This window comes from Chitinophaga deserti (genome assembly GCF_003149455.1).
Lineage (GTDB): Bacteria > Bacteroidota > Bacteroidia > Chitinophagales > Chitinophagaceae > Chitinophaga > Chitinophaga deserti.
The window spans coordinates 353,599-376,501 of sequence record NZ_QFFK01000001.1; the positions used below are offsets into that span (position 1 = coordinate 353,599).

Annotated in this window: 17 protein-coding genes; 3 read left to right on the top strand and 14 right to left on the bottom strand. The window is 50.0% G+C overall.

Features of this window, described 5'->3' with window-relative positions:
* Window positions 1–3 precede the first annotated feature (3 nt).
* The 4 genes from DEV76_RS01310 to DEV76_RS01325 all read right to left on the bottom strand — a co-directional run bounded on the left by DEV76_RS01310 (window position 4) and on the right by DEV76_RS01325 (window position 7,569).
* Complete coding sequence (locus DEV76_RS01310) at window positions 4–3,597, bottom strand: SusC/RagA family TonB-linked outer membrane protein (protein ID WP_109694314.1); 3,594 nt, start codon at window positions 3,595–3,597, stop codon at window positions 4–6.
* An 87-nt stretch (window positions 3,598–3,684) separates the two neighbouring features.
* Window positions 3,685–4,830, bottom strand: coding sequence for a FecR family protein (locus DEV76_RS01315; RefSeq protein ID WP_109694316.1), 1,146 nt, complete (start codon window positions 4,828–4,830; stop codon window positions 3,685–3,687).
* Window positions 4,831–4,881: 51 nt separating this feature from the next.
* The gene (locus DEV76_RS01320; RefSeq protein WP_109694322.1) at window positions 4,882–5,430 is read right to left on the bottom strand and encodes an RNA polymerase sigma-70 factor; all 549 of its coding nucleotides are present in this window, start codon (window positions 5,428–5,430) and stop codon (window positions 4,882–4,884) included.
* A 69-nt stretch (window positions 5,431–5,499) separates the two neighbouring features.
* Window positions 5,500–7,569, bottom strand: a complete 2,070-nt coding sequence (locus tag DEV76_RS01325) for a S41 family peptidase (RefSeq protein WP_109694324.1) — start codon at window positions 7,567–7,569, stop codon at window positions 5,500–5,502.
* A gap of 170 nt (window positions 7,570–7,739) precedes the next feature.
* Between DEV76_RS01325 and DEV76_RS01330 the strand changes: the two genes are divergently transcribed.
* Together DEV76_RS01330 and DEV76_RS01335 are read left to right on the top strand one after the other, a co-directional pair.
* Complete coding sequence (locus tag DEV76_RS01330) at window positions 7,740–8,999, top strand: thioredoxin family protein (RefSeq protein WP_109694327.1); 1,260 nt, start codon at window positions 7,740–7,742, stop codon at window positions 8,997–8,999.
* A gap of 99 nt (window positions 9,000–9,098) precedes the next feature.
* Window positions 9,099–10,007: a TlpA family protein disulfide reductase gene (locus DEV76_RS01335; RefSeq protein ID WP_157962655.1), complete on the top strand. Its 909-nt coding sequence runs from the start codon at window positions 9,099–9,101 to the stop codon at window positions 10,005–10,007.
* 115 nt (window positions 10,008–10,122) lie between these two features.
* On the opposite strand, the gene DEV76_RS01340 is transcribed toward DEV76_RS01335, so the two are convergent.
* The 8 genes from DEV76_RS01340 to DEV76_RS01375 all read right to left on the bottom strand — a co-directional run bounded on the left by DEV76_RS01340 (window position 10,123) and on the right by DEV76_RS01375 (window position 19,537).
* Complete coding sequence (locus tag DEV76_RS01340) at window positions 10,123–10,527, bottom strand: hypothetical protein (protein ID WP_157962656.1); 405 nt, start codon at window positions 10,525–10,527, stop codon at window positions 10,123–10,125.
* 135 nt (window positions 10,528–10,662) lie between these two features.
* Window positions 10,663–11,883 carry an MFS transporter gene (locus DEV76_RS01345; protein ID WP_109694333.1) on the bottom strand — a complete coding sequence of 407 codons (1,221 nt, stop codon included), beginning with the start codon at window positions 11,881–11,883 and terminating at the stop codon, window positions 10,663–10,665.
* A gap of 31 nt (window positions 11,884–11,914) precedes the next feature.
* On the bottom strand, window positions 11,915–15,064 hold the full coding sequence (locus tag DEV76_RS01350; RefSeq protein ID WP_232826843.1) for a PVC-type heme-binding CxxCH protein: 3,150 nt from the start codon (window positions 15,062–15,064) through the stop codon (window positions 11,915–11,917).
* 77 nt (window positions 15,065–15,141) lie between these two features.
* Window positions 15,142–15,996 carry a ThuA domain-containing protein gene (locus DEV76_RS01355; protein WP_109694337.1) on the bottom strand — a complete coding sequence of 285 codons (855 nt, stop codon included), beginning with the start codon at window positions 15,994–15,996 and terminating at the stop codon, window positions 15,142–15,144.
* Between the two features lie 21 nt (window positions 15,997–16,017).
* Entirely contained in the window at window positions 16,018–16,968 is a 951-nt protein-coding gene (locus DEV76_RS01360) for a 2-hydroxyacid dehydrogenase (RefSeq protein ID WP_109694339.1), read from the bottom strand.
* Window positions 16,965–17,456, bottom strand: coding sequence for a VOC family protein (locus tag DEV76_RS01365; protein ID WP_109694341.1), 492 nt, complete (start codon window positions 17,454–17,456; stop codon window positions 16,965–16,967). Before DEV76_RS01365 ends, DEV76_RS01360 begins: the two co-directional genes overlap by 4 nt.
* A 10-nt stretch (window positions 17,457–17,466) precedes the next feature.
* Window positions 17,467–18,633, bottom strand: coding sequence for a mandelate racemase/muconate lactonizing enzyme family protein (locus DEV76_RS01370; RefSeq protein WP_109694343.1), 1,167 nt, complete (start codon window positions 18,631–18,633; stop codon window positions 17,467–17,469).
* 19 nt (window positions 18,634–18,652) lie between these two features.
* Window positions 18,653–19,537: a sugar phosphate isomerase/epimerase family protein gene (locus DEV76_RS01375; protein ID WP_109694345.1), complete on the bottom strand. Its 885-nt coding sequence runs from the start codon at window positions 19,535–19,537 to the stop codon at window positions 18,653–18,655.
* A 194-nt stretch (window positions 19,538–19,731) separates the two neighbouring features.
* Between DEV76_RS01375 and DEV76_RS01380 the strand changes: the two genes are divergently transcribed.
* The gene (locus DEV76_RS01380) at window positions 19,732–20,628 is read left to right on the top strand and encodes an AraC family transcriptional regulator (RefSeq protein WP_109694347.1); all 897 of its coding nucleotides are present in this window, start codon (window positions 19,732–19,734) and stop codon (window positions 20,626–20,628) included.
* A gap of 62 nt (window positions 20,629–20,690) precedes the next feature.
* Here DEV76_RS01380 and DEV76_RS01385 read toward each other — a convergent pair whose 3' ends face one another.
* The gene (locus DEV76_RS01385; RefSeq protein ID WP_109694348.1) at window positions 20,691–21,698 is read right to left on the bottom strand and encodes a c-type cytochrome; all 1,008 of its coding nucleotides are present in this window, start codon (window positions 21,696–21,698) and stop codon (window positions 20,691–20,693) included.
* 28 nt (window positions 21,699–21,726) lie between these two features.
* On the bottom strand, window positions 21,727–22,851 hold the full coding sequence (locus DEV76_RS01390) for an aryl-sulfate sulfotransferase (RefSeq protein ID WP_109694350.1): 1,125 nt from the start codon (window positions 22,849–22,851) through the stop codon (window positions 21,727–21,729).
* Window positions 22,852–22,903 lie beyond the last annotated feature (52 nt).

Sequence of the window (22,903 nt, forward strand, 5' to 3'; positions counted from 1 at the left end):
ATGTTAAAAAGTTGCCTGGATAGACCATGCATACTGACGTGTGATCGGAAGAGCAGTGGTTCCTACTCCTTCTATTTCCGGGTCCTGCCCGCGAAGTTTACCTGAAGCGATGGTAAAAGGATTGCTGACATTAAATGAACATTGCAGCCCTTTAATACCGGATGTACCGAGTACTTTCCGGGGCACTATGTAACGAAGGTTCATCTGGGTACAACGTAGGAAGCTGCTATTGGCAACACGCAGGTCCGATTTGTCGAACATCTCATACTGCGGAATGGAAAATGCAGAAGCTGAGCCTTCGATCTGGGGAATGAGCTGATATTCCGGTATCGTAATATCTCTTGTTGCAGGGATATTGGTATAACGCTCGTCTCCGGGTTTACGCCACCGGTTCATCATTTCACGGCTGGCATTATTAACAGGTTCAGGGATACCATATGCAATCACCATCTTATCATACAATGGGTTCATACGCTTGTGGGTACCCAAACTGTAATAGAAGTTAGCCCCAAACGAAAATTGCTTATAACGTACTTCAGGCATCACGGTACCGAAGAAGCTGGGGATCTGCTTCCCGGAATACACTAATACTTCGCGGGGATCAACGGCACGGCCCTTATTCTCCATATTATAGAAAAGAGGCAATCCTTTATCGGCACTTAACCCTTTAAAGGCATAGGAATAAAAGGCCCCTACCGGCATTCCGGGAACACTGGCGGTACCATTAATGAAATCATTATAAGTATTACGATACCCCTGATCCACTACTTCATTTTTATTCAGGCTGTTCACAAAAGAGATGGAAACATTCCAATCCCTCCGCTGTACCGGCACAACATTTAACACTAATTCCAGCCCCCTGTTATTCATCGATCCCGCATTCACCAGTATTTCGTCCACACCGTTCTCTAATGGCACTGCGCGACCGGAAAGCAGATCCCGCCCCTTCTTGATGTAATAATCAGCCATCAGGTTAATCCTTCCGCCCAGAAATGATACATCTGCACCAAAATTCACCTGCCATGTTTTCTCCCAACGCAGGTCGGGATAGGCAAGGCTTTTTACAATCACACGGGGCCGGTCATTTATATTAAAGCTTTCAGCAAGGCCGGGCTTAAACGACACAATCAGGTTCGGCCCCACTTCCGTTACTACGTTACCCTGTGTACCGAGGCTGGAGCGGAAAGAGAGGCGGTCCAGTGCTTTCCAGCCCTGCGCCCATTTCTCCTGAGATACATCCCAGCGGAATGATACGCCATAGTTGGGCAAAAACTTAGCGTTGGAATACTGGCCGAAGCGGTTAGACCCGTCTGACCGGACTGTAACCCCAACGATGTATTTATTCATAAGGTTATAGGCAGAGTTCAGGTATAAGCCCAGTTGGTTTTCCTGTACATCCCTGATTTCCGTTTTACCCAGTGAACGGCGGGAGAAATCGTTCGCATCAAACGTACGGCCACGGTCCGGGAAATAACCCGGCTGCTGAGACAGTACACCCTGAATATTGCGGGACATTACCTCGGTACCAACCGTTACATCAAACTGGTCCCGCTTGTCAAAAAGCTGCCGGGTGAATGTTAAACCGTTACGGGTATTGAGTACCAGCGAATTCATATTACTGAGGTTAGCCAGCCCTCCCTTGGGAAGTTGCGATATGGCTTTAGCATTATCCGGTACAGGGTCTCCCAGTTTATACCCTCTTGCAACTGCAGCAACAGCGCTCGTTTCGTCATAAGCCATAAAGGCATCAGATGCATCGATCATGGCACTGGAAGAGTGCTGGAAACGGATGCCCCAGCCGAGGTCGTAGCTCAGGTTGAAATTGGCGCTGGCACTACGGACACTATTCGTGTTACTGGTAGTTTCCAGTTCATGCAGCATATTGTACTGAAGGGTAGACGGACGGAATCCGGAAGCATCAATAGTAGCCATCCTCCAGTCGTAATGCTCATTTGGATCTATGGAGCGGTTGGTACGGATCGCATACGTAAGCGGAGAAACTCCGCCGTAATATCCATTCATCTTCATATAGGATGCCATCACATGCATATCTACCCGCATCCTTTTTGTAACATTGGCATTCAGCCTCACATCGGCAGTATACCGGTCCCGGCCATCTTCCTTCGCGGAACCATAGCCTTTGGTATAGCTCAGCGATGAATACCAGCTGGCCTTATCCGTACCACCACTCAGACTGAGAGAGTGGCTCATGCTAAAAGAATTACGGAACAGGATATTAAACCAATCCGTATTACGGGCAGACATTTCCTGCACAGCCAGCTTATACTGATCTTCCGTCAGTTCCCTCGAAATCAGCTTTGCCCGCAGGCCCTCATACGTGGATGCAGGAACAAAACCTCGTGTTAGAACATTGCGAACCAGTCCGTCAGCAATAATCTCACGGGACAGGTTCATACGCTCCTCAGAATTCATGAGTTGCATACTTTTATAAGAAGGCCGCGCCACGAAAGACATATCGGTGTTGTAATTCACCGTCAGCGGGCCAGACTTTCCCTTTTTCGTCTGGATAACGATAACGCCATTAGCAGCGCGCGTACCGTAAATGGCGGTAGCCGCAGCATCGCGGAGGAAAGTAATGCTTTCTACATCGTATGGGTTCAGCCCGCTCACAGCGCTGCCGATCAGGGAATAGTTCCCGTTCACCACGTTATTAACATCAGAAGAAGAAATAGGAACAGGGTCAGGGCGGATCATTCCATCGATCACCCACAAAGGCGAGGGGTTGCCTATGAATGTGGAGGTACCGCGCATGCGGATCACCGGCGCAGCATTCACACTACCTGAAGTGTTCAGGATCATGAGGCCGGGAACTTTACCCTGCAGCATTTTATCGATCGAGGGAGCGCCGGGCTGCAGGATCTGTGCCGCATCCAGTTTAAAAGTGGCTGCGGTAGACATCCTTGCTTCAATGCGCTGGTAACCGTTTACCACCACCTCTTTGATTTCTTCCGTTGCAGGTTTCAGCTTCACGATCATCAGTCCTTCGCCATGGTTCTTTGCACGCAATGTAACAGGCGTAAGGCCTACTGCAGAAAAGCGGAGTTGTTCGCCATCGGTTACTACCAGCGAAAACAAACCGTCGTCGCCGGTTACCGTGCCCATGTTAGATTCCAGTGCACGGATAGAAACACCGGCCAGTTGCGGCCCCTGTTCACTCAATACCTGCCCCTGCAGCAGGAACCCCACTTTGCCGGGCTTTGTACTGCCTCCGGGATCTTCGTCAGGGTAAATGATGATACCGCCCAGGTCCACCGCAAACTGTAGTTTGGTGTTCTGCAACACCTGCTTCAGGAGGTTTTCCAGTGTAACATGCTTCATATCCACCGTTACGGGCGGCTGCCGGCGGATAATGTCTGCGTTGTAGGTAAACCGTACGTTCGATAATGTCCGGATATCTTTCAGCGCTTTAGCCAGCGGCGTTTTGTCCGCCTTGTACGTTACGCGGATATCCAGTACGGATGGAGTCTGCGACTTTACTTCGCCGGGCGCGCATAGCAGCCAGGCAAACAGCAGACTGAATAAGGCAAGGGAATGCCATGCCTTTCCCTGAAAAGGCGTTCCAGTTTTCATGCTCATGTTGATAAAATGGTTTGGCTTTACCACCGGTTCTCCCGATGGTCCGTTCTTAATTGCATTAATGGCAAGCTGCCAGGGCGTCCCCCTTTAGTCCCGATACAAATAAACTGTTCTGTCTTCTATTTTGAATTGTACGTCCCCTGTTGTTCTTCTGATCTGTTCCAATACCGCCAGGAGGTTATCGGGCTGCGGCATATCCAGCGTAAAGCTGAGATTGCGGAGCCCCTCGTCTTTAAAGCGGAAACTATAATCGTATATTCTGCCTAATGTATGCGTAATATTTTCGAGTGTGGCTTCTTCGAAATACAACTGCCCGTCTTTCCAGGCTGTGTGTATCCTCACATCCACTTCTATGCTGGTAAGCGTTCCGGCAGCGGCATCGAATGCGGCCTGCTCTCCCGGTTTCAACACTTCCTGTTTTCCTGCGGCGGAGGTTCTTACCTTCCCGCTTTCCAGTGTAGCAAGCGTGATGGCTGTGTAGGTATTAACGTTGAAGCGGGTACCCAGCACTTCCACCGTCATCCCTTTGGCGCGTACCGAAAAAGGTTTGCCGGGATCGGTGGCCACATCAAAATAGGCCTCGCCGTCAACTTCCACTTCCCGGGTATCTCCTGTAAAGGCCGAAGGGTATACCAGCCGTGAACCGGCGTTTACCCATACCTTCGACCCGTCTGCCAGCGCTATGCGGAGGCGGTGCCCTCTGGGTACGATCAATGTATCGATGGTGGCGGACTGCGCATCTCCCGTTGCATAAACGATATCTTCATCGCTCGCGCTCAGGGAGGCGCCGTTCTGCCATTGCAGCTTTTGTGTGGAATCTCCCAGCAAGATGCTTTTCCCGGAAGATTTGATCTCTACTTTACTGGAAATATGTACGGAGGCTACCTGATCCTGCTTCGATGGACCGGCAACCGGCTTCGTAGCCTGACGGATGCCTATAAACGCAACCCCCACCGCTGCTGCGGCCGCTACCGCCCAATACAGCTTCCTTACCCGGGGCCTGCGCACAGCCTGTTCTTCCTCCAGTTCCTTCCGGAACCGCTTCCAACCTTCTTCTGCCGGAAAACGGCCATCTTCTTCACCAGCCTTCAGCATACGGCTCATGTCATGCGCCATTTGCAGTTGCTCCGTTTCTTCCGCGCTATCATCCGCATCCGGTGTAGCACTGTTCTGCAGATTTTCGAGCTTCGGCAACAGCTTATCCCAATTGATATTTTTGTCCGGGTATTCCATTTGAACTATATGAATGGCAACCGACTTTTCCTTTCGGGTGAAGGCGGGTGATTAATTTGTCAAAAAAAATATAAAACCGATCAGGCGCACCATCCAGCTGCATTCTTTCCGGAGAAACTGATAGGCCAGTTTAATGTGTGTTTTGACGGTATTGACAGATATATCCAGCTGTTCGGCGATATCCGCATACCGGAGGCCGTCGCGGTTACTGAGGAGGAATACTTTGCGGCGCTGCATGGGTAAACGCGCAATAGCCGCCCATAGGGCGGCATTACGTATATCGTCTGACTCGTCTTTTTCATCCGGTATTTCTCCGGCGGAGGCCGCCAGAACCATCGGTTCTTCGAAAACAATACGCCCGGCACGCTTGATGTAGTTGAGGGAGGCGTTTTTTACCGCTCGTGCGGCATACTGGGTAAAACCAGTGGTGATGACCAGCTCTTCCCGCCTGCGCCAGCAGTACAAAAAGAAATCCTGTACTATATCACGCGCAGTTTCCTCATTCTCCACTACCTGGAATGCTATCCGGCATAATGCCCCATAATGCGACCGGAACAAAGTCTCGAAAGAGTCCGGATCTCGTGAATTTGGTTGATACATACCCCTATAAATGCGCTCATCATTAATCCTTTGTAAAATAATTAATAAATAGGATTCCGTTCAGCTTTTTCATTTTGCGAGGTCCCGGAGGATGCCGGTTGCATGGTATATGTATCTGTCAGAAGTCCGGATACGGAGCCATTCCTGGTACCGGGCCACTTCATAATCCTCCATGGGCGTGGCATCCGGCTGGCGCAGCTGGAGCCGTGCTGCCGCAGGTAACTGCCCGCCGGCTTCGAGGCGCTGCTCCTGTGCCGCCTGTACATCGGCCGATTGCTGATAAGCCTTGTAGCTGAGGGGCTTTTTGTCTGCCGCATGGGCTTTCAGCCAGGCTACCGACTGCCGTACACCGGCAAACCCTGTATCCTGCTCCGCCCTTGCCCTGGCCGCCACAATTGCTGCAGCAACCGAACCCTCGTGCTTTGATTTCGTAAAGTAGGCCGCTTCCATAGAATCCGGCCGCAGCGCGGTAGCATAGCTCTTCTCGCGAAGGGCGCTCCATTCGCCTTTGGTGGGAAACACCACGTCGGGCGTTACCCCGATGAGTTGCGTAGGCACACCGGTAATACGGTAAAAACGGCCCAATGTAAGGGCTATAGAGCCATACCGGATGTTCGGAGTACCCAGGGTTTTACTCCCCATCTTCCCCATCAGCCTCGTTTCCTGCATCGTGCCCTTACCAAAAGATGAGGCACTCCCTACTACTACCGCCCTGCCGTAATCCTGCATGGCTGCGGAAAACATTTCGGAAGCGGAAGCACTGCTTTCATCCACCATCACTGTAAGCGGCCCGTCATATAACATTTCCTGATATCTGACCATGTCGAAGCGCTTCTTCTCTGCTTTAAAGCGACCCTGTGCCACAGGGCCTTCCGGCAGAAATAAACCCGCCATCTTCTGCACCTCTTCCAGCGACCCGCCCAGGTTACCCCGCAGGTCAATGATAAGCCCGGTTATGGCTGCTTCTTTCAGCTTAATAATGGCCCGTGCCACATCTGCTGAACAGGCGGCCCCGTCTGCCCGGGAAAAGTCCCGGTAAAACGATGGCAGCTGGATGTACCCATACTTCTTACCATCCTGCTCAATCACCGCGCATTTCGCTGCGCTGGTATTATCTTTTATTTCGCCACGTGTAAGGCTTACTTCCTTTTCCACACCGGCCCGGCTTACCAGCATCCTTAGCACGGTGCCCGAATCGCCGCGCACCATACGGGTAACGTCGAGCGCGGAAAGACCGCTCACCCGCACCATAGCCCCTTTCGGGTCGGTTACGCCCACCACATGGTCGTTCAGCCGCAGGAGGCCGCTACGGTCTGCCGAACCGCCCGGCAGTATCTTTCCTATCCGAATCTCTCCTTCTTCGGTCAGCAGTTCCAGCCCCACACCAAAGTAACGCTGGGCCATCTGGGCATCACGGTCGCGGCTGTCGGCCGGAGCATAGAAGTTCGTATGCGGATCTATTTCCATTAGTACCGTGTTCAGCAACATGGAAAAACGATCGTCGTCGGAAGTAATTCCGGTAAGATTGTTGTAAGCAGCATCCAGCCACACCAGCACTTTACGCCTGGCTTGCTTTTCTGCTTCAGCAAAGGTCAGTTTAGGATCAGCTTTGCGCAGCTCTGCTATTTTCTTCAGCACCGTCAGCTTCATCCGTTTCTCCCAGATGCGTTCCCGTTCAGCAGCAGTTACTGCATATTCCTTTTGGGATTCATCGAGGTATTCGTTGCGGGAGAGGTCCATCGGGCCAGACAGTATTCGGCGGTACAGCGGCATGATTTCCCGGATACGGCGGGTAAGGGTTTCGCTGTAAGCCTTAAAAAAGGCAAGGGTAGGCTCGCGCAGTTCATCGTCGAGCTGCCGCTCCCAGGTTTTCAGCCGCTCAATATCTTCACGGAGAAAAACGCCTTTATTGATATCCTGGCTTTCTATGTATTTCTTCCATACGGAAGCAGAAAACGCGTCATCCAGCACCGGAGGCTGGAAATGTTCCGCAGTTACGCGTTTCATAACCTGCCTGATCGTATTGATCCGGTAAGTATCCGTATCGTCTGCCGGCCGGCCGGCAAATGCCAGCCATCCGATAACGATGGCCGGCAGCGTATGACGGAGTTTGGCGAAAGGGAGGGAAATATACTTCATATCCTTTTAGGCAACTGAACTCCAAAATCGGGTGAACCACCTCCGGGAAAACAATCATCCGTATCCCGGCACCGCCCCTTCACCCTAAAATGCCGGTCCGTTTGCCTTATTAAATGACGAGGCAAGTCTTTGCCCGGATTTTCAATTCTCATACTCAATAAACATCAGACATGCACGAAACGCGTTCCTCCTTCCGGCATTCACGGCTGCTTCCGGTACTGCTCACCTGCCTCCTTCTGCCAAACCTCCTTTCCGCACAGGGTATTAAATTCCGTAACGACCTCGACTGGAAAGCCGTGCAGCAGCTGGCCAAACAGGAAGGGAAAGGAATCTTCATCGACTTCTTCACCACCTGGTGCGGGCCATGCAAACACATGACCCGGTTTATATTTTCCCGGGATGATGTGGGTGAATACATGAACAAACATTATATCAGCATCAAGATGCAGGTAGACAGTACGGCAGGAGACGCTCCTGAAGTGCGCCGCTGGCGGAAGGAAACCCTGGAGTTGGCTGCGCGCTATAAGGTAAAAAGCTACCCTACCATGGTGTTCCTCGAAGCCGACGGTTCCCCCAAACATAAAATGATGGGTTCTTTCGACTCCCAACCATTCATCCATGGCGGGAAGCTGGGCCGCCAGCAAGACTCCGGGTATGATGCACTGCAACGCCGTTACCGCGCCGGCAACCGTGATCCCAAAATTCTCCGCGCCTACGCCCTGGCAGCACGGGCAGCGGGAGACCGGGAAGCCGATACAGTTGCCACACAGTATTTACACCTTGAAAAAAATGTATTCAGCCTCCCCTACCTTACGATAGCGCAGCAGTTTACAAAAGATACGGCTGATAAAGGCTTCCGGCTCATGATGGAGGAACCCGCCAAAGTAAATGCCCTCCTTGGCCCCGGAATAGCGCAGCAGGTTGCGTTCAACATTCTCCTGCAAAAGCTCCAGCCTCCAGGGCTCTCATCAGAAGTATCGGATGCATCAGGCAAATTCCTGCAGCAACGCTATCCTGAAAAAGCAAAGCAAATCATTGCCTACTCCAGGATGCGGGCAGCGAATGAAAAAATGGACTCCGCCACACTTTTCCCATTGACCGAAGCTTACCTGCAGCAATACGGTAATGAGATTTCGTATGAAGAACGCTCCAACCTCGCGATTACTGCGGCTACGATATACAAAGACAAGTACAGGCTGGAGAAAGCATTGTTATGGAACAAACCAACGCTTCATGCGCAGGGAGATAAAATGCACCCCTATGCAGAATCCGTTCTGCTCTATGCACTTGGCCGCCGGCAGGAATCGCTCACTTACATGGATCAGGCTATAGCCAGGGCGGAATCGTTCCCCGAACAGATGTTCCGCGCTATGCGCGCCTGGATGGCCGATGGTAAAGACCTTTCCGAACTCGTGCTGACCAATCTCTAATGCAACTTTAATTTGCCGGGATATTTCAGGTTATTGGGGTAAATTTATTATGTGCAGGCATCCTGCACAGCTATTTATTACCCTGATAACCTGAAACCCATGTTGATAAGCCACTACCTCATTTGGAGCGCTCTCGCGCTTGCCGGAAACTACCCCGCACCATTACCACAGCAACAAAAGCCCGTTTTACCCCCACGTGAAGTCATCAGCTGGGATACCTCCCGGATATATACCAATCTTAAAGAACTTAGCCTGCAGAAGAATAAAAAAGACTCTGTATTCTATGCATGGTTTAAGAAAATGCCCAACAATGCTGACTATGTTTTCCTTCGCGACAGCCTGATGTGGCAAATGCAGGAAGAATACGCGATTGTGCTTTTCAACAATCTGCAACGCCAGCCACAGAATGCATTAACTTTAAGTAACCTTTATTTTATCACACGTATTTCGTTCGACTTTGAAAACAGCCGGCTGGAAGGGATGTTCCGGAAATTCCCCGCAAGCCTTCGCAAAAGTGAAAGAGGTAAAGAAATTGAAGCAGCACTGCTGGCACGCGCAGGTCAGAACAAGGGGAAGAATATTCTGCCGCTGCTGACTTCCACGAAGGGCACTACCCTTGAGGGGAAAAAACTATCCGTTTCTGATTTGCTGAAAGACGGTAAGGAAGAATATATTCTTGTATTCGGGGCATCCTGGTGCAGCCCATGCCGGCACAACGATAAAGTTATCGAAAGAGCCACTGCAGGTAAGAACCAACTGAAGTATAAAATTATCTATCTCTCCATAGACACTAAGCGGGAGAAATGGATTGCACATGAAAAGGAAGCACCCGGCGAAAGAAACGCGCTTTTACTGAATGGTGGATTCGAGGCGGGAATACTTAAGCAACTCGGCATTTCAGGTATCCCGCATTACATTGTAGTAGACAGTAATGGCAAGGTGCTGGAAGATAACAAAGGAGCGGTGAAGAGATTGCTTCAGCGTTTGTTACAACTACAACAGGCGTAATATCATACCCCTTGGGACTTCCTTATAAAAAGAAACCTGTACTATCCGGTGGATAATACAGGTCAATATCAGCAGAAACCTTCTGCTAATTCTTAGCAATCCTGCACTTCAAACGCTATTGCTCAGATGGGATCAGAACGATTTTAAACTTAACAGGACCGGTTGGCCTGGCCCCCTGTCCACCATTGGCTCCCTGAATGGAAAGGGTCAGGAAGCCCGGTGAATAAAAGAAGGTATAGCTCAGGTTATCGTATACCTGCGGCAAAGCCTCGTAGTTAGTACCGTCAAACATCGCCGCAACAACTACGCCGTCGTTAGTAAATGAAACGTTGTCTATTTCCGGCATGTTGATGACAGCCGTATAAGTACCATCCTGCTGATTGAGTTTCCAGTCAGCTATTGCTACGGTATGAACAACGGTGAAATTGGGAATGTTTTCGTTCGTAATGTATTCCTTCTTACAGGACGACGCTACCAGGAAAATGCTGAGAAGTGCTAAAAGCAGGGGCCATTTCTTCATAAGGGTAATTTTAATATCAAATACAAAAGGTGTACCGGAAAATCTGCCGGGTATGAAAACCAGGCGTTTAGGCACCGTTTATAGCCGAAATAATCAACCTTTTGAAGCAATAGCCCCTGCGGATCGTCTTAAATATTAATGTGCTGCCCTTACAACTCCGGGGCGGGTCTTTCTAACCCAGAACCAGAGAATTGCAAACAGAATGATTAATACACCGGGGAAAATTATCATGAACTTCATGGTTTCCTGACCGGCAGCCAGCTCCAGTTCAGAGCCGGTTAATCCATTTGCCGCGGCACGAACCCGGCCTTCATCAATCCACCTGCCGATAACGGGATTCCAGATGGAGGTGGAAAACATACCCACCGCTCCTACTACAGACATACCAAAAGCCCCGCTTTTAGGTATTTTCTCCGCAACGAAACCGATCATATTGGGCCAGAAGTAACATACGCCTATCGCAAAGAAGATTGCGGCAACATATACCATCCCCCCGGTTTGGGTGCTGAACAGGTAAATACCGATGGTTGCAAATACGGCGGAACCCAGCAATACGCCCGTCTGGTCAAACTTCCCAACGATTTCTCCGCCAAAATACCTGCCTACTGCCATTAAGCCCGTCACCAGCGCCAGTACCACCATGGGTTCTGCGCCACTGGCCGCCATGATGATGCCGGTCCACTGTTGCGGCCCGAATTCACTGATGGCAGTAAGAGACATGCAAGCGGCGATAAATATAAACAGTGGGGTAATCATGGCTTTCAGGTTCTCCACAACGGATACGCTCTCTTTGTGCTGGGGCTCCGGAAATTGCTGCTTATAGAACAAAAACGCGTACACTAATGTAGGTAGCAGGATGATCCAGATCTGTGCCTCCCAGCCCAGTTTCAGCTGCGTCATCCCCAGCGATACGAGGCTGCCTATCACAATACCACCCGGGAACCACATGTGGAAGCGGTTTAACAGGGTGTTCATCTGCTTACCGGAATAACTGTCTGCAATCATAGGATTACAGGCCGCCTCGGTACAGCCGTTCCCCAGCCCCAATAGCAATGTGGAAATCAAAAGCCCGGTATAACCACCCGAATAGATCGTCAGCAGAATGCCCAGCGTATGCGCAAAGAATGCGAAGATCATTATCCGCTTAGGCCCGATCTGGTAGTAAAACAGCCCGCCGATCACCATGGAGATCGGGAAGCCCAGGAACCACATGGAGTTGATAAATCCCAGCTGCGTGGCATTCAGCTGGAAAGTTTCCGCCAGCTGCGGAAGAATGCCCGCCCTGATGCTAAATGAAAATGCAGTTGTAATAAGGGCGAAACAACTGCCATAAAACAATCTTAGTTTGTTGTTCATAACGCTGAATTTTTAAATGTAGACGTACCCGTTATTTCATAGGGTGTTCTTTCAATAATTGTTCTGCGGAATATAAATCTTTTTTGCCATCTGTGGCCTTCCTAATTTTTTTCACCTTCTCTGCAGACACCGGGGCGCCGTTATTTCCAAACGAATTTCTGACATAAGTTATTACCGCAGCCACCTCTTCATCTTTCAGTAAACCACCGAAAGGCGTCATAGGAACCTGGCCCGGGTATTTCTTACCATTTACTTCAATAGGCCCCACCAGGCCTTTCAGCACCAGCTTAATCAGCCGCTCGTCACTGCCATTTACCCAGGCTGTACCGGAAAGCGGAGGGAACCCCGAAGCCGTAAGCCCTTTACCATCGGCCTGGTGACAGGTTTTGCAGTACCCCTCTTTATTGTAAATGAGTTTACCCTTGTTGAATAATGCCAGCTCGGCCCCCTGCAGCGTCGTTTTCTTGTTCTTCTCTGCCTCTTCCACCACATTCTGCCCTTTCAAATGCGCTACGGCAGTTTTATAGGCATGGGTGGTCCATTTGTCCATCGGGAACTTACCAGCTGCAGCCAATACTGCTCCCCCTGCTTCTTTGCTCATCCAGGAAGCAGCCACGATGGCCGTCAGCCTTACGCGGCTGTTTTTATCCCTTGCCGCAGCCATCATCAGCGCCGCCTGATCGGGTACCTGGTAGCCCGTATACCGGAGTACCTGAACCGCCGCAGCCCTTACATGATAATCTTTGGCTTTCAGGGCACGCTTCAAAAGCGGCTGATTCACCTTACCTGTACCCTGGCTTACCCATAGCCCTTCCAGTAAGTGGTGTTCAAACCTGGGGTCGCTGGTATCGAGGGCGGCAACCCAGGCTGCGAGTTTACCCTGCACGGTATTTACATCCAGCCCTCTCAATTCCCTGCGTGTTCTGTAACGGGTCCTGTATTCGGGCAGTTTCAGATTCTCAAACAGTTCATCAATACCGGCATTTTGAATATTGGCCGGCTTTACGAGGGGGCGGGAAGGATAGGTGATGCGATAGATCCTGCCATGCGAATGGTCGCGCAGCGGATCGCGGGCATTGTGCTGCATGTGCCCGATAAGGACGTTATGCCAGTCTACCACATATAAAGACCCGTCGGGCGCAAACTCGAGGTCTACCGGGCGGAAATTAGGATCATCGCTCTTCAGCAGGTCCATATGGAAACGGCTTTTATAACCGGTTCCATCATCTTTCATAGTATGCTGTTTGATCCCCAGGAAACCGATGGTATTGTTGATCAGCAAATCGCCCTGTACCTCATCCGGGAAGTGGCGGCTGGAAACGAATTCAATACCGGAAGTAGGACGCACCAGGTGCTTTTCCTCTATCAGCTGTTCAGATTTGTGGGTAGCACGCCCATAACGGGGCAAAATGGTACCGGGAAGCATCCAGCGTACATCCGGAGAGGATGTTTCGGCAAAAAAGGGCTGCCCCCAATCGTCGAAGGTTATACCCCATGGATTAGGGATATTGAGCTGCGCGGTACGCTCCAGCTTCATACGGCGTGTATCAAAACGGTAAAACCCTCCGTTAGTGGCATAAATGGGCCCGTAAGATGTTTCTACATTGGTGCTCAGGAATACCCCTTCGCCCGAATAAATAGCTCCGGATCCGTCGGCCGTAAATGCATGGTTGCCGTGGTGCGAATCGTGATCATCGAACCCGCTCAGCAATATCTCTTTCTTATCAGCCTTACCATCGCCATCCGTATCTTTTAACAGTACGAGGTGAGATCCCTGTCCTACGTACACGCCTTCCGGCGCGATCTCGAACCCTAAGGGCAAATGCAAGCCGTCTGCAAAAACCGTTTGCTTGTCGGCCTTACCATCGTTGTCAGTATCTTCTAGGATAATAATTTTGTCATTGGGCTTTGGATCCCCCGGCTTGTATTGCGGGTAAGTAGGCATGGTGGCCACCCATAAACGCCCCTTATTATCGAACGACAGCTGCACCGGCTTCGCCAGTTCATTGAATTCAGTCTCCGAAGCAAACAGTTCTGCTTTATAACCGGGCGGTAACTTCAGGCTGCTTATGGCATCTTCACCATAGAGATACTTAAGATTTCCGTTCTTATTGCTGGGCGTGTAGTTGGTTTTAATTTCGGGCAGTACGGTGGTATGCTTATCCGCTTCCGCCAGATCCATTTTTTCACCTTTCGATGCGGCAAGCCAGATAGCGGTGTCCCGGATAGCGGTCAGCTCGCGGGTCTTTTGTATTTCCGCCGGAAAATTATCCGGTCCGTAAGGCTTATACCTGCGGCCATACACGTGTACACCGTTCGGCACTTTGTAATCATACAGCCACATCCAGTTCTTCTCCAGCACGGCATCGTTCACCAGCTTCCTGTCGGTTTGCGCCATTGGTGCGCCATAACCGAATATCTGATCGGCCAGTAATACGCTCAGCTTCCTGTATCCTTCCTCGTTCAATTGTGAACCATCGATAGTTAAAGGAGCATCGGACTCGTTGTACCATTTCTGGGAAGGATTGAATGCATCTACAAACAGTACTTTATGCTGCGCTGCAATTTCCTTCATGGCGTTTGCATACAGTGCAAGGTTCCGGTTCTCTTTACGGCCATCGGGCAGGTCGCGGGTATCTGACAGATTTTCAAATGCTATGGGGGAAACGATCACGAGCTGTGGTGCTGATACACCATTGTATTGTTGCTTCAGCGTCCATTTAATAAAAGCACTCAATTCAGCTTTGAAGTTGGCAAGCCCCGCTTCTCCTGAGAAGGATTCATTATATCCGAAGAATGAAATGATCACATCCGTTTTCAGCCGTGTAAGCCATTCGTCCGGCGTTTCAAAAAACCCTTCTCCGGGGTTATCTTCTTCCAGCATCAGCTTTGCGGGATCGGTTTTACTCCTGGTAAGGTTGGCCCTTTCTATCTGGAACTTATCTGCACCGGGGAAAGCCCAGGGCGAGGTACGTCCTGAATGCGGCCGGAAACCCGGTGTTTCTCCCGCATCACACATATTGCGGATGAACAGTTCATGCGTAGGGAATCGGAGTTGCAGTTCCGTTTCAAGGTTATCATAATGGATCATTCTCGCACCCAGGTTATTACCAATCATCGCAATGCGCGATCCTTTGGTAAGCGTCAGCGGCGGTGGCTGTTTGTATCTGAATGCGTTCAATATTATTGTTGCAGGCACAACTGTCAATATTAACAGAACGCTGATCCTGGTAATTCTCATGGTCTCCGGGAATTTATCTATTTAGCAACACGGTAAGGAACATTGATGTCCATCTTACCTTTCCATTTCTTCGGTACGGGCAGGCCCAGTTCATAGTGGATCGCATTGATCACGAGGCGCTGGAAAGATTCTACGCGGAAATCTTCAGGATGGCCAAGCGTAGTCATAAATACTTTGCCACCGAAGGCGTTCGTACCCGTCCAGGCTACAGGGTTTTCCACAGCCGCTCTTTCCGGATTAACCGCTTTGCCCGACAGCAATGAAACGGATCCTTTGGCAGGGTAATCAGGCACAACATGGTACAACCAGGAACGTACGTGCCAGTTTTTCTCCACGCCTGTAAGGATAGGGTTCTTAGCTTCGGAAGCAATCACGCTCACATCGGTACTGCTGCTGTGACCATAGTGTGTATGTTTGGCTTTACCACCCCATCCCGGAGGGGCATTCAATGCAAATTCCCCGAAAGCATTCCACTTTTCGCTGGCATGGCCGGCAGGGAAATTAAATGCGTGGGTGGTAGTGCGGAAGCCCATAACGGGTTTACCGGATTTCAGGTATGCATCAATATGCGCAAGCTGATCGGCAGGGAGCCTTCTCCAGCGGAGATAAAAAACCGCCAGGTCGGCATCCTTTAAAGCTTCCAGCCCGGGAATATTTTCTTCGCTGTTGTGATCCGGGGAAGATTTGAGCACGATCGTTCTCATGCCATAATTCTTTTCAAGTTCTGCAGCCACGATGGGCAGGGTTTCTTCCCCGCTGTATTCATGGTCTCCACACACAAAAACAACCAGCGGCTTTTTAGCCTTTTGAGGAGGCTGGGTACAGAACAAACCTCCCAGTGTCAATAATAACCCAAAACAAAAAGTGTTCATCTTAACAGGAATTTAGAATTATCATACAAACGAATCGCGGTTATAAACGCTCTCCTTATCCGGTTCGTGGCCTGTAAGCAGTGCCACTACATTCTTTATGGTATACACACACATCTTACGATAGGTGGTTGCAGTTAAGCTGGCGGAATGTGGTGTTACCAGTACGCGGGAGTGCTTTACCACCCCGAGGCTCTGCACGGGCGGTTCATCGGGCAGTACGTCTGCAGCAAATCCCGCAATGCTTCCTTCATTCAACGCTTCCAGCAAGGCAGCATGATCGATGAGTGCGCCTCTGGCTGTATTAATGAGGAAGGCCTGTGGCTTCATTAAACCCAATTGTGCTTTTCCGATCATGTTCTCCATTCCCTTCTCTAACGGCAGGTGCAGGCTTACAATATCTGACTGCTGCAGCACTTCCTCCAATGAAAGCCGCCTGTAAGGTAAATCCTGTGCAGAACGGCTCCAGTACACCACTTCCATACCGAAAGCACTTGCAAGACGGGCTACCCGCTTACCGATGTTTCCCATGCCAAGGATGCCAAGCGTTTTGCCGTTCAGCTCATCACCACCATATTGATTACGCCAATTCCATTCTTCCTGCTTCACCCGCTCTACCGATGTGTACATATCCCGCATCAGCATCAGCATGAGGGCTAGCGTGTGTTCCGCAATAGTACCCGCATTACTGCCCGGCGCGTTGATCACCCGGATCTTTCTTGCCGAAGCAGTTTTTACATCCACATTATCCAGCCCAACACCACACCGGGCTACTACCTGAAGCTGCGGACAGGATACCATAAGGGCCTCATCTACCCGCATTTTACCCCTCGTTATTACGGCATGGATCTCCTCCTTTGCCAAAACAACTTCCTGGCTGGCTTTATCATACCCGGTAAATACATTCACGTGCTCCCGGAGTATGGCCAATGCCTCATCGGCAATGGTTTCAAGCAGCATTACGTTCTTTCTCATGAATTACTGTGGTATAAAGTGGCGTCATCGGAGCGGTCTCCCCGGAAGTCGTTGCGGCCGGAAACATACAAGCCTTCTTCGTACAGTTCGTCTTCAAATATCCGGGGATCTATTTCAGCACCGGGGGCAGACGACATCTCCACAAGATTACCTGCCGGGTCCCTGACAAACATCTGCATAGCACCATCAGGCAGCTTGCGGACCTTACCCCAGGGCGCGGTATCGATTACGCCGAGAGCTTTCATCCGGAAAAATATACTGTTGAAATCATCTACCTGCACACAGATGTGCCCGCGGAAAGAAGTACGGTCGTCCCATTCCGAGAGGTGCAATTGCTGTTCGGCGTTAAACCGGAAAAACATCACCGGATAATCGAAACGGAAAGCGGGAAGCATCTCAAGGCCGAGTTCATTTTTATAGAATTCACCCGCTTTTTCGAGGTTGTCCACTATGAGTGTAACGTGGTTAATTTTAAGTGCTTTAGCCATACAATTTGTTTTAAACACCTTGTTTAAATTCCTTAACAAAATCCCAGTCCGGCGTCATTCCTAATCCCGGCGCTATTGGTGCAGCGATCATTCCGTTAGTTACGGTGATCTTTTCTTTTACAAGATCATACATCATGGGATTGCCTCCCAGTGAGAATTCGATGATGGTGGCGGAAGGTGATGCAAATGCCACCGTTAATCCTGCCATAAAGGAAAATGCAGAACCCCAGCAATGCGGCGCCATTTCCACCTGGTGGGCACAGGCCAGATGCCCTGCACGCATAGCTTCCGAAATACCGCCTATAATAGCCGCATCCGGCTGAATCACATCTACCGCCCTGAGCTGTAAAAGATCGTGTATATCGAAGCTGGTAAACTCGCTTTCGCCTGCTGCAATTGGGATAAAGGTAGATGCCCTTACTTCAGCAGTCCCCTGTTTGTTATCCGGACTAATGGGTTCTTCGAACCAATAGATATTACAATCTTCCACACCGCGGCAGAACTGCTTGGCTTCGGGAACACTGAATGTTCCGTGTGCATCTACCATCAGCTTAACATCTGGTTCCAGTGCCGCGCGTGCCGCTTTTACCCGGTCGATGCTTTTCTGCACACTGTCATCCATTACACCCACGCGCATTTTAACGCCTCTGAAACCTTTATCTACATACCCTTTCAGCTGGGCACCGATATTATTTACATCCGCCCATCCGCCGCTGGCGTATGCCGGCATCTGCTCCCGGCAGGCACCACCGAGGAGGTCCAGCACAGGTACGTTCAGCATTTTACCTTTCAGGTCCCACAGGGCAGTATCGATCCCGCTCATGGCGGAGATGGTTAAACCACGCCTGCCGAGTACAGGAAACTTCCGGCCTCTGGATAAGGCGTAATGGTCGCGGGTACCGTTGTACATTTCTTCCCAAAGACGGGTGATGTTGCTGACAGACTTCCCTACCAGCATGGGCTTCAGCTCATTCTCGATACAATTTACAATGGAAGCACATACACCGGAAGAGCCTACCGCCGCTTTCGCTTCTCCAAATCCCTGGAGGCCACTGTCTGTTGTAATTACCACCAACGTCATATCAAAATGCGTCAGCAATCCGTAATCCGAAGCATGCTGTTTTTCTTTCGGAATGGGGCAGCGTAACCAAAACGCTTCTACGTTCGAAATTTTCATTAATTGGATTTGACGCTTTTTAAATAAGTTTCGATAAAGTGTTATAAGACTCCCGGGTGAGCATGGAATAGAATTCTTCCGTAACAGAAGAACTGCCATGGTCTATCAGGAACTTTTCCTGTTCAGGTGAAAGGTTTTCCGGCATTTCATCAATGGAGCCGGGGTAAGGATTGGCAGGGGTACGGTCCAGCGGAGAGCAGAATTCTACCGACAATACCTTGTCGTAGTTAACTTCCCGGAGGGTATCGATGATCTTTTTCCAGTTAAGGTTCCCCATTCCCGGAGCCATCCTGTTATTGTCTGCCACATGGAAGCCGGCCAGTTTATCGCCCGCTCTGCGGATGGCCGCAAACATATCCGTTTCCTCGATATTCATGTGAAAGGTATCGAGGCATACACCACAGTTAGGCCCTACCGCTTCGGCAAGTGCCAGCGCCTGATCTGCCCGGTTGATAAAATACGTTTCAAACCTGTTGATGGGTTCTATACCCAGTACAATACCGGCGGCTTCGCTATAGGCATAAATTTCTTTCATGGCATCCACTGCCCATTGCCATTCCTCATCCGGCCGGCCATCCGGCACCAGTTTACCCACAGTACCGGGCACTACGGAAACCATATGCCCGTCTAACTCCTTCACCATTTTCACTACATCTTTTACGTATTGAACAGATGCGGCGCGCTGGGCTTCGTTTTTGGCGAGCAGGTTCCTTTCTCCAAGCATCAGGGTTACTGATCCCCAGCATTGAACTCCGTGTTCCTTCAGTGTTTTCCGTACTTCGGCGGTATTGTATTGTTCCGGGCTACCGGCAATTTCAAACCGGGTGTACCCCTGTGCAGCAATTCTCCGTATTGTTGTTGTAACTGTTTCGGAGCGCATCCAATTGTGTATCGCGAGTTCCATATCGGGTTGTATATAAAGTGATATTGATTGTTTGGTCGGTGAACAGGAAAACTTCCTGACGTGCAGCTGATGTTACAAACTTATTCAGGTTACCGTTGAAATAAAAGTACCCCATTTGCCGATTTTCGATACTATATTTACATATATCGCATTTTTAGCCTCTTAAAAACAATTATTGTACTAAAAATGACCGCATGAGAGTCTCTTACCGGCATATATCCACCTCGGAAGATGCCAGCTTCGCCATCAAGGAGTTCTGCCAGCCGCATTTCACCAATACGTTCCATTTTCACAGTGGGTACGAAGTGACCCTTATCGTTAAGAGCTCCGGCCAGGTGTATGTGGGCAACAAGATGCTGAATTATAATGAGGGAGAGATATTTATGTTTGGGCCCGGCCTGGTGCATTGTTTCTCCAACAATCACATATCTGCCGGTAAAGGGGAAAATGTGCATGCCATCGTAGTGCAGTTTGATGCAGATTTCATGGGTAAGGGCTTTTTCGACACACTGGAGCTGAGAGGGGTCAAAACACTCATGCAACGCTCTGCGTATGGTATTGTGTTCGGCAATAACCACCCGGCCCTTAATGAGCTGTTTTCCCGGTTCCAGCCTAACCAGCAAATGAAGAACCTCATTGTGCTACTGCAGATCCTGGAAGGGTTAAGCCAGCGTAATAATGAAGATGGTGTAATTATTACGGACGACAGCAGGAAGATTCAATACAAAGAAAGTGATGCGGAAAAACTGGCATCTATCTTCAATTATGTTTTTGACAATTACCACCAGGGAGTAGATATACAAACCGCCGCATCGCTGGCCTGTATGAGTGAAGCGGCCTTCTGCCGTTACTTCAAAAGGAATACCCACAAAACCTTCTCCCAATTCGTCAATGAAATAAGGATCAGCCACGCCACCCGGTTACTGATCGGGAAAGAAGACAGTATTACAGACATCTGTTATGCCTGCGGGTTCGATAACGTGTCTTACTTCAACCGGCAATTCAAGATCCATCAGGGGATCACGCCAAGGGAGTACCGGAAGGTGTTTATTGTGAGTAATGCGGGAACGCCTTTGCTCAGGCATGCGTAGAGTGCTACGGCCGGAAGATAAATCGCCCGTCCGGATGGACAGGCGATTTTGTTGCTAATCAATCAGTAGGTCACCTTCTGACCTTTACTTTTCCAGTAATCAATCATCGGCTGATAGGGGCCGTATTTATGTGCTTCAGTTGAAAAAGTGTCAGCAAAAGGGCCTTTACCATAGTCAAGGGCTTTCTCGGATATATTCGGATAATCGAATGTTTTGGGATTGGGCCGGCTATGCCGGGTGTCGTCATTTACAAATGCAGCAAGATCCAGCGCTTCCATATCTGAGAGGAAAGGTTTCTCCCATGTGGCTTTATCGAATGGCATATTAGCTTTCAGCCATTGCGCCTGTTTTATTATTCGGTGCATACTGGAACCCGGCTGGTAGCCTTCCGGCCCCCATAATGGCGGATACACATATGTCGCCTTATCCTCTTTAAGGATGCCTTCACCGTTTTTACCATGGCAATGCGCACAATGCTGCGCATACAATACTTCTCCCCTGTCCGGACTGGCAGGTACATCCGGCAGTACGATCTCGAGATTTTTGCCGCCTTTGTGAGGCTGGCCTTTGGGAACAAAACTATTGATCCACCTGAAGTAAGCAAGGAACGCCACCATCTCCTTACTATCCAGCGGTAAGGATTTGCCGCTGTGCGGGCGGTTGATACAATTATTCACCCGTTCTGCCATGGTGAGCACCTTCCCTTCCCGTGCGCGGTACTGCGGGTACTGCTCATGCGAAAGCATCAGGTTAAATGAGTAGGGTTTGGTTCCGCCATTCTGATGGCAATTGGTACAGTTCATCCTGTTACCGAGATACCGGCCGTTGACGCCTTCCGGACCAATGTAATAAGCAGTTCTGTACATCAGTTCCTGTCCATATCTGACGGCCTCCCCATATTTATCACCGGGGATCGCCGCGCTGTCTACCTTCAGTAAGGTTGCCACGGCTACGGCTTTATCTTCCGGGGTGTTCTTACCGTTCAGGTTCGTTTGACAGGAATAAATGATGACGATAGAGGTGGCTGCCAGAAAACAACTCCAGACAATCCGGGATGCATATCGGTTCATGAATAATTCTTTAATTAAACATCAATAATCAATCTGTGATAAAATCAGGTAATGCTGATTTAGGAATGAATTCAGCCCGGTATGGGATAAAAGCACAGCGGAGGCTCCAAAGCGGTACTCCCTGCAGGTTGGTCAGCAATACCGTATTCTTCTTGGAACTGCATTGCAGAATATGCTGCGGCCCGGCGAGGTATGCACTGCCCATCCGGTCGTTAAACAGGTATGCCGGAATGGGCGAACGGATAACCGGTGTTGCAGTGCGGGCACTTTCATTCAATTGAAATGTCAGCGTTTGAGATTGCTCTTTCGACACGCCGTTATCGAACAACATCAGATCTCCGGATTCATTCCGGTGTACTGCATGCCCCATATCAAAGGCGGCAGAATCGGGGAAACTGAAATCACCCTCCCGCCCGAACTTCCAGATAACGGCGCCTGTACGGGCATCCAGCTTCCATATCTGGCCATTATTGTAGAAGGAGATCAGGTAATGCCCGTCTTTATCAAAGCTCAGGCTATTGGCGTGCATCCAGTCTTTGCGGGTATCCAGTATCAGGGAATCATCTAACGGATCCAATGCGTCAAACACTGTCCACTCCCATACTTTCTTTCCTTTACGGTCTAATACCAGGATGCCGTCGCTTTTCACGGTATCGGCCATACCTCCTCCTTTCGCACGCAGATCAAATGTTCTTTCCACCGTGCTCAGCATAACGATGTTATCGTCCGGACTCAACAATACTTCATGATGGGCATTAGCGGTAAAATCGCCCTGCCCTTTTTGCAGATGCAGCAGGGTGTCCCCTTCCAGCGAAACTTCCAGCACCTGGTTACCGTAACTGGTGGCATATTCCTTACTTCCCAATATGCAGAGAAAGGTTCTTTTATCCGTAAAATGCGCGGTTTTAAAGCCTGTGCCTTTTACTTCATGATACCATACCACCTTACCCTGTGCGTTCAGCAGATACAGTGCACCGGGCTCATCGCGCCGGCTGAGCAGGATGTAACCGCTCCTGAAAACTGCGGGCACCTGGTCCATGTGCGCACTATCCAGCAGAAAACCTTCCTGAGCCCGGGAAGGGAGTAGAACTTTGGTCCGTTGCTGGCAAGCCAGGCATAAAACCGCCCATAACAGGCAGGGATATAATTTCATATACGCTTTATTAAAACCCCGATATAACCGGCAAACTGCAGCCTGCCCGGCA

Bases quoted from the DNA above. Each gene is read 5' to 3' on its own strand.
- DEV76_RS01310 (WP_109694314.1), bottom strand. From the start codon at position 3,597: ATGAGCATGAAAACTGGAACGCCTTTTCAGGGAAAGGCATGGCATTCC.
- DEV76_RS01315 (WP_109694316.1), bottom strand. From the start codon at position 4,830: ATGGAATACCCGGACAAAAATATCAATTGGGATAAGCTGTTGCCGAAG.
- DEV76_RS01320 (WP_109694322.1), bottom strand. From the start codon at position 5,430: ATGTATCAACCAAATTCACGAGATCCGGACTCTTTCGAGACTTTGTTC.
- DEV76_RS01325 (WP_109694324.1), bottom strand. From the start codon at position 7,569: ATGAAGTATATTTCCCTCCCTTTCGCCAAACTCCGTCATACGCTGCCG.
- DEV76_RS01330 (WP_109694327.1), top strand. From the start codon at position 7,740: ATGCACGAAACGCGTTCCTCCTTCCGGCATTCACGGCTGCTTCCGGTA.
- DEV76_RS01335 (WP_157962655.1), top strand. From the start codon at position 9,099: ATGTTGATAAGCCACTACCTCATTTGGAGCGCTCTCGCGCTTGCCGGA.
- DEV76_RS01340 (WP_157962656.1), bottom strand. From the start codon at position 10,527: ATGAAGAAATGGCCCCTGCTTTTAGCACTTCTCAGCATTTTCCTGGTA.
- DEV76_RS01345 (WP_109694333.1), bottom strand. From the start codon at position 11,883: ATGAACAACAAACTAAGATTGTTTTATGGCAGTTGTTTCGCCCTTATT.
- DEV76_RS01355 (WP_109694337.1), bottom strand. From the start codon at position 15,996: ATGAACACTTTTTGTTTTGGGTTATTATTGACACTGGGAGGTTTGTTC.
- DEV76_RS01360 (WP_109694339.1), bottom strand. From the start codon at position 16,968: ATGAGAAAGAACGTAATGCTGCTTGAAACCATTGCCGATGAGGCATTG.
- DEV76_RS01365 (WP_109694341.1), bottom strand. From the start codon at position 17,456: ATGGCTAAAGCACTTAAAATTAACCACGTTACACTCATAGTGGACAAC.
- DEV76_RS01370 (WP_109694343.1), bottom strand. From the start codon at position 18,633: ATGAAAATTTCGAACGTAGAAGCGTTTTGGTTACGCTGCCCCATTCCG.
- DEV76_RS01375 (WP_109694345.1), bottom strand. From the start codon at position 19,537: ATGGAACTCGCGATACACAATTGGATGCGCTCCGAAACAGTTACAACA.
- DEV76_RS01380 (WP_109694347.1), top strand. From the start codon at position 19,732: ATGAGAGTCTCTTACCGGCATATATCCACCTCGGAAGATGCCAGCTTC.
- DEV76_RS01385 (WP_109694348.1), bottom strand. From the start codon at position 21,698: ATGAACCGATATGCATCCCGGATTGTCTGGAGTTGTTTTCTGGCAGCC.
- DEV76_RS01390 (WP_109694350.1), bottom strand. From the start codon at position 22,851: ATGAAATTATATCCCTGCCTGTTATGGGCGGTTTTATGCCTGGCTTGC.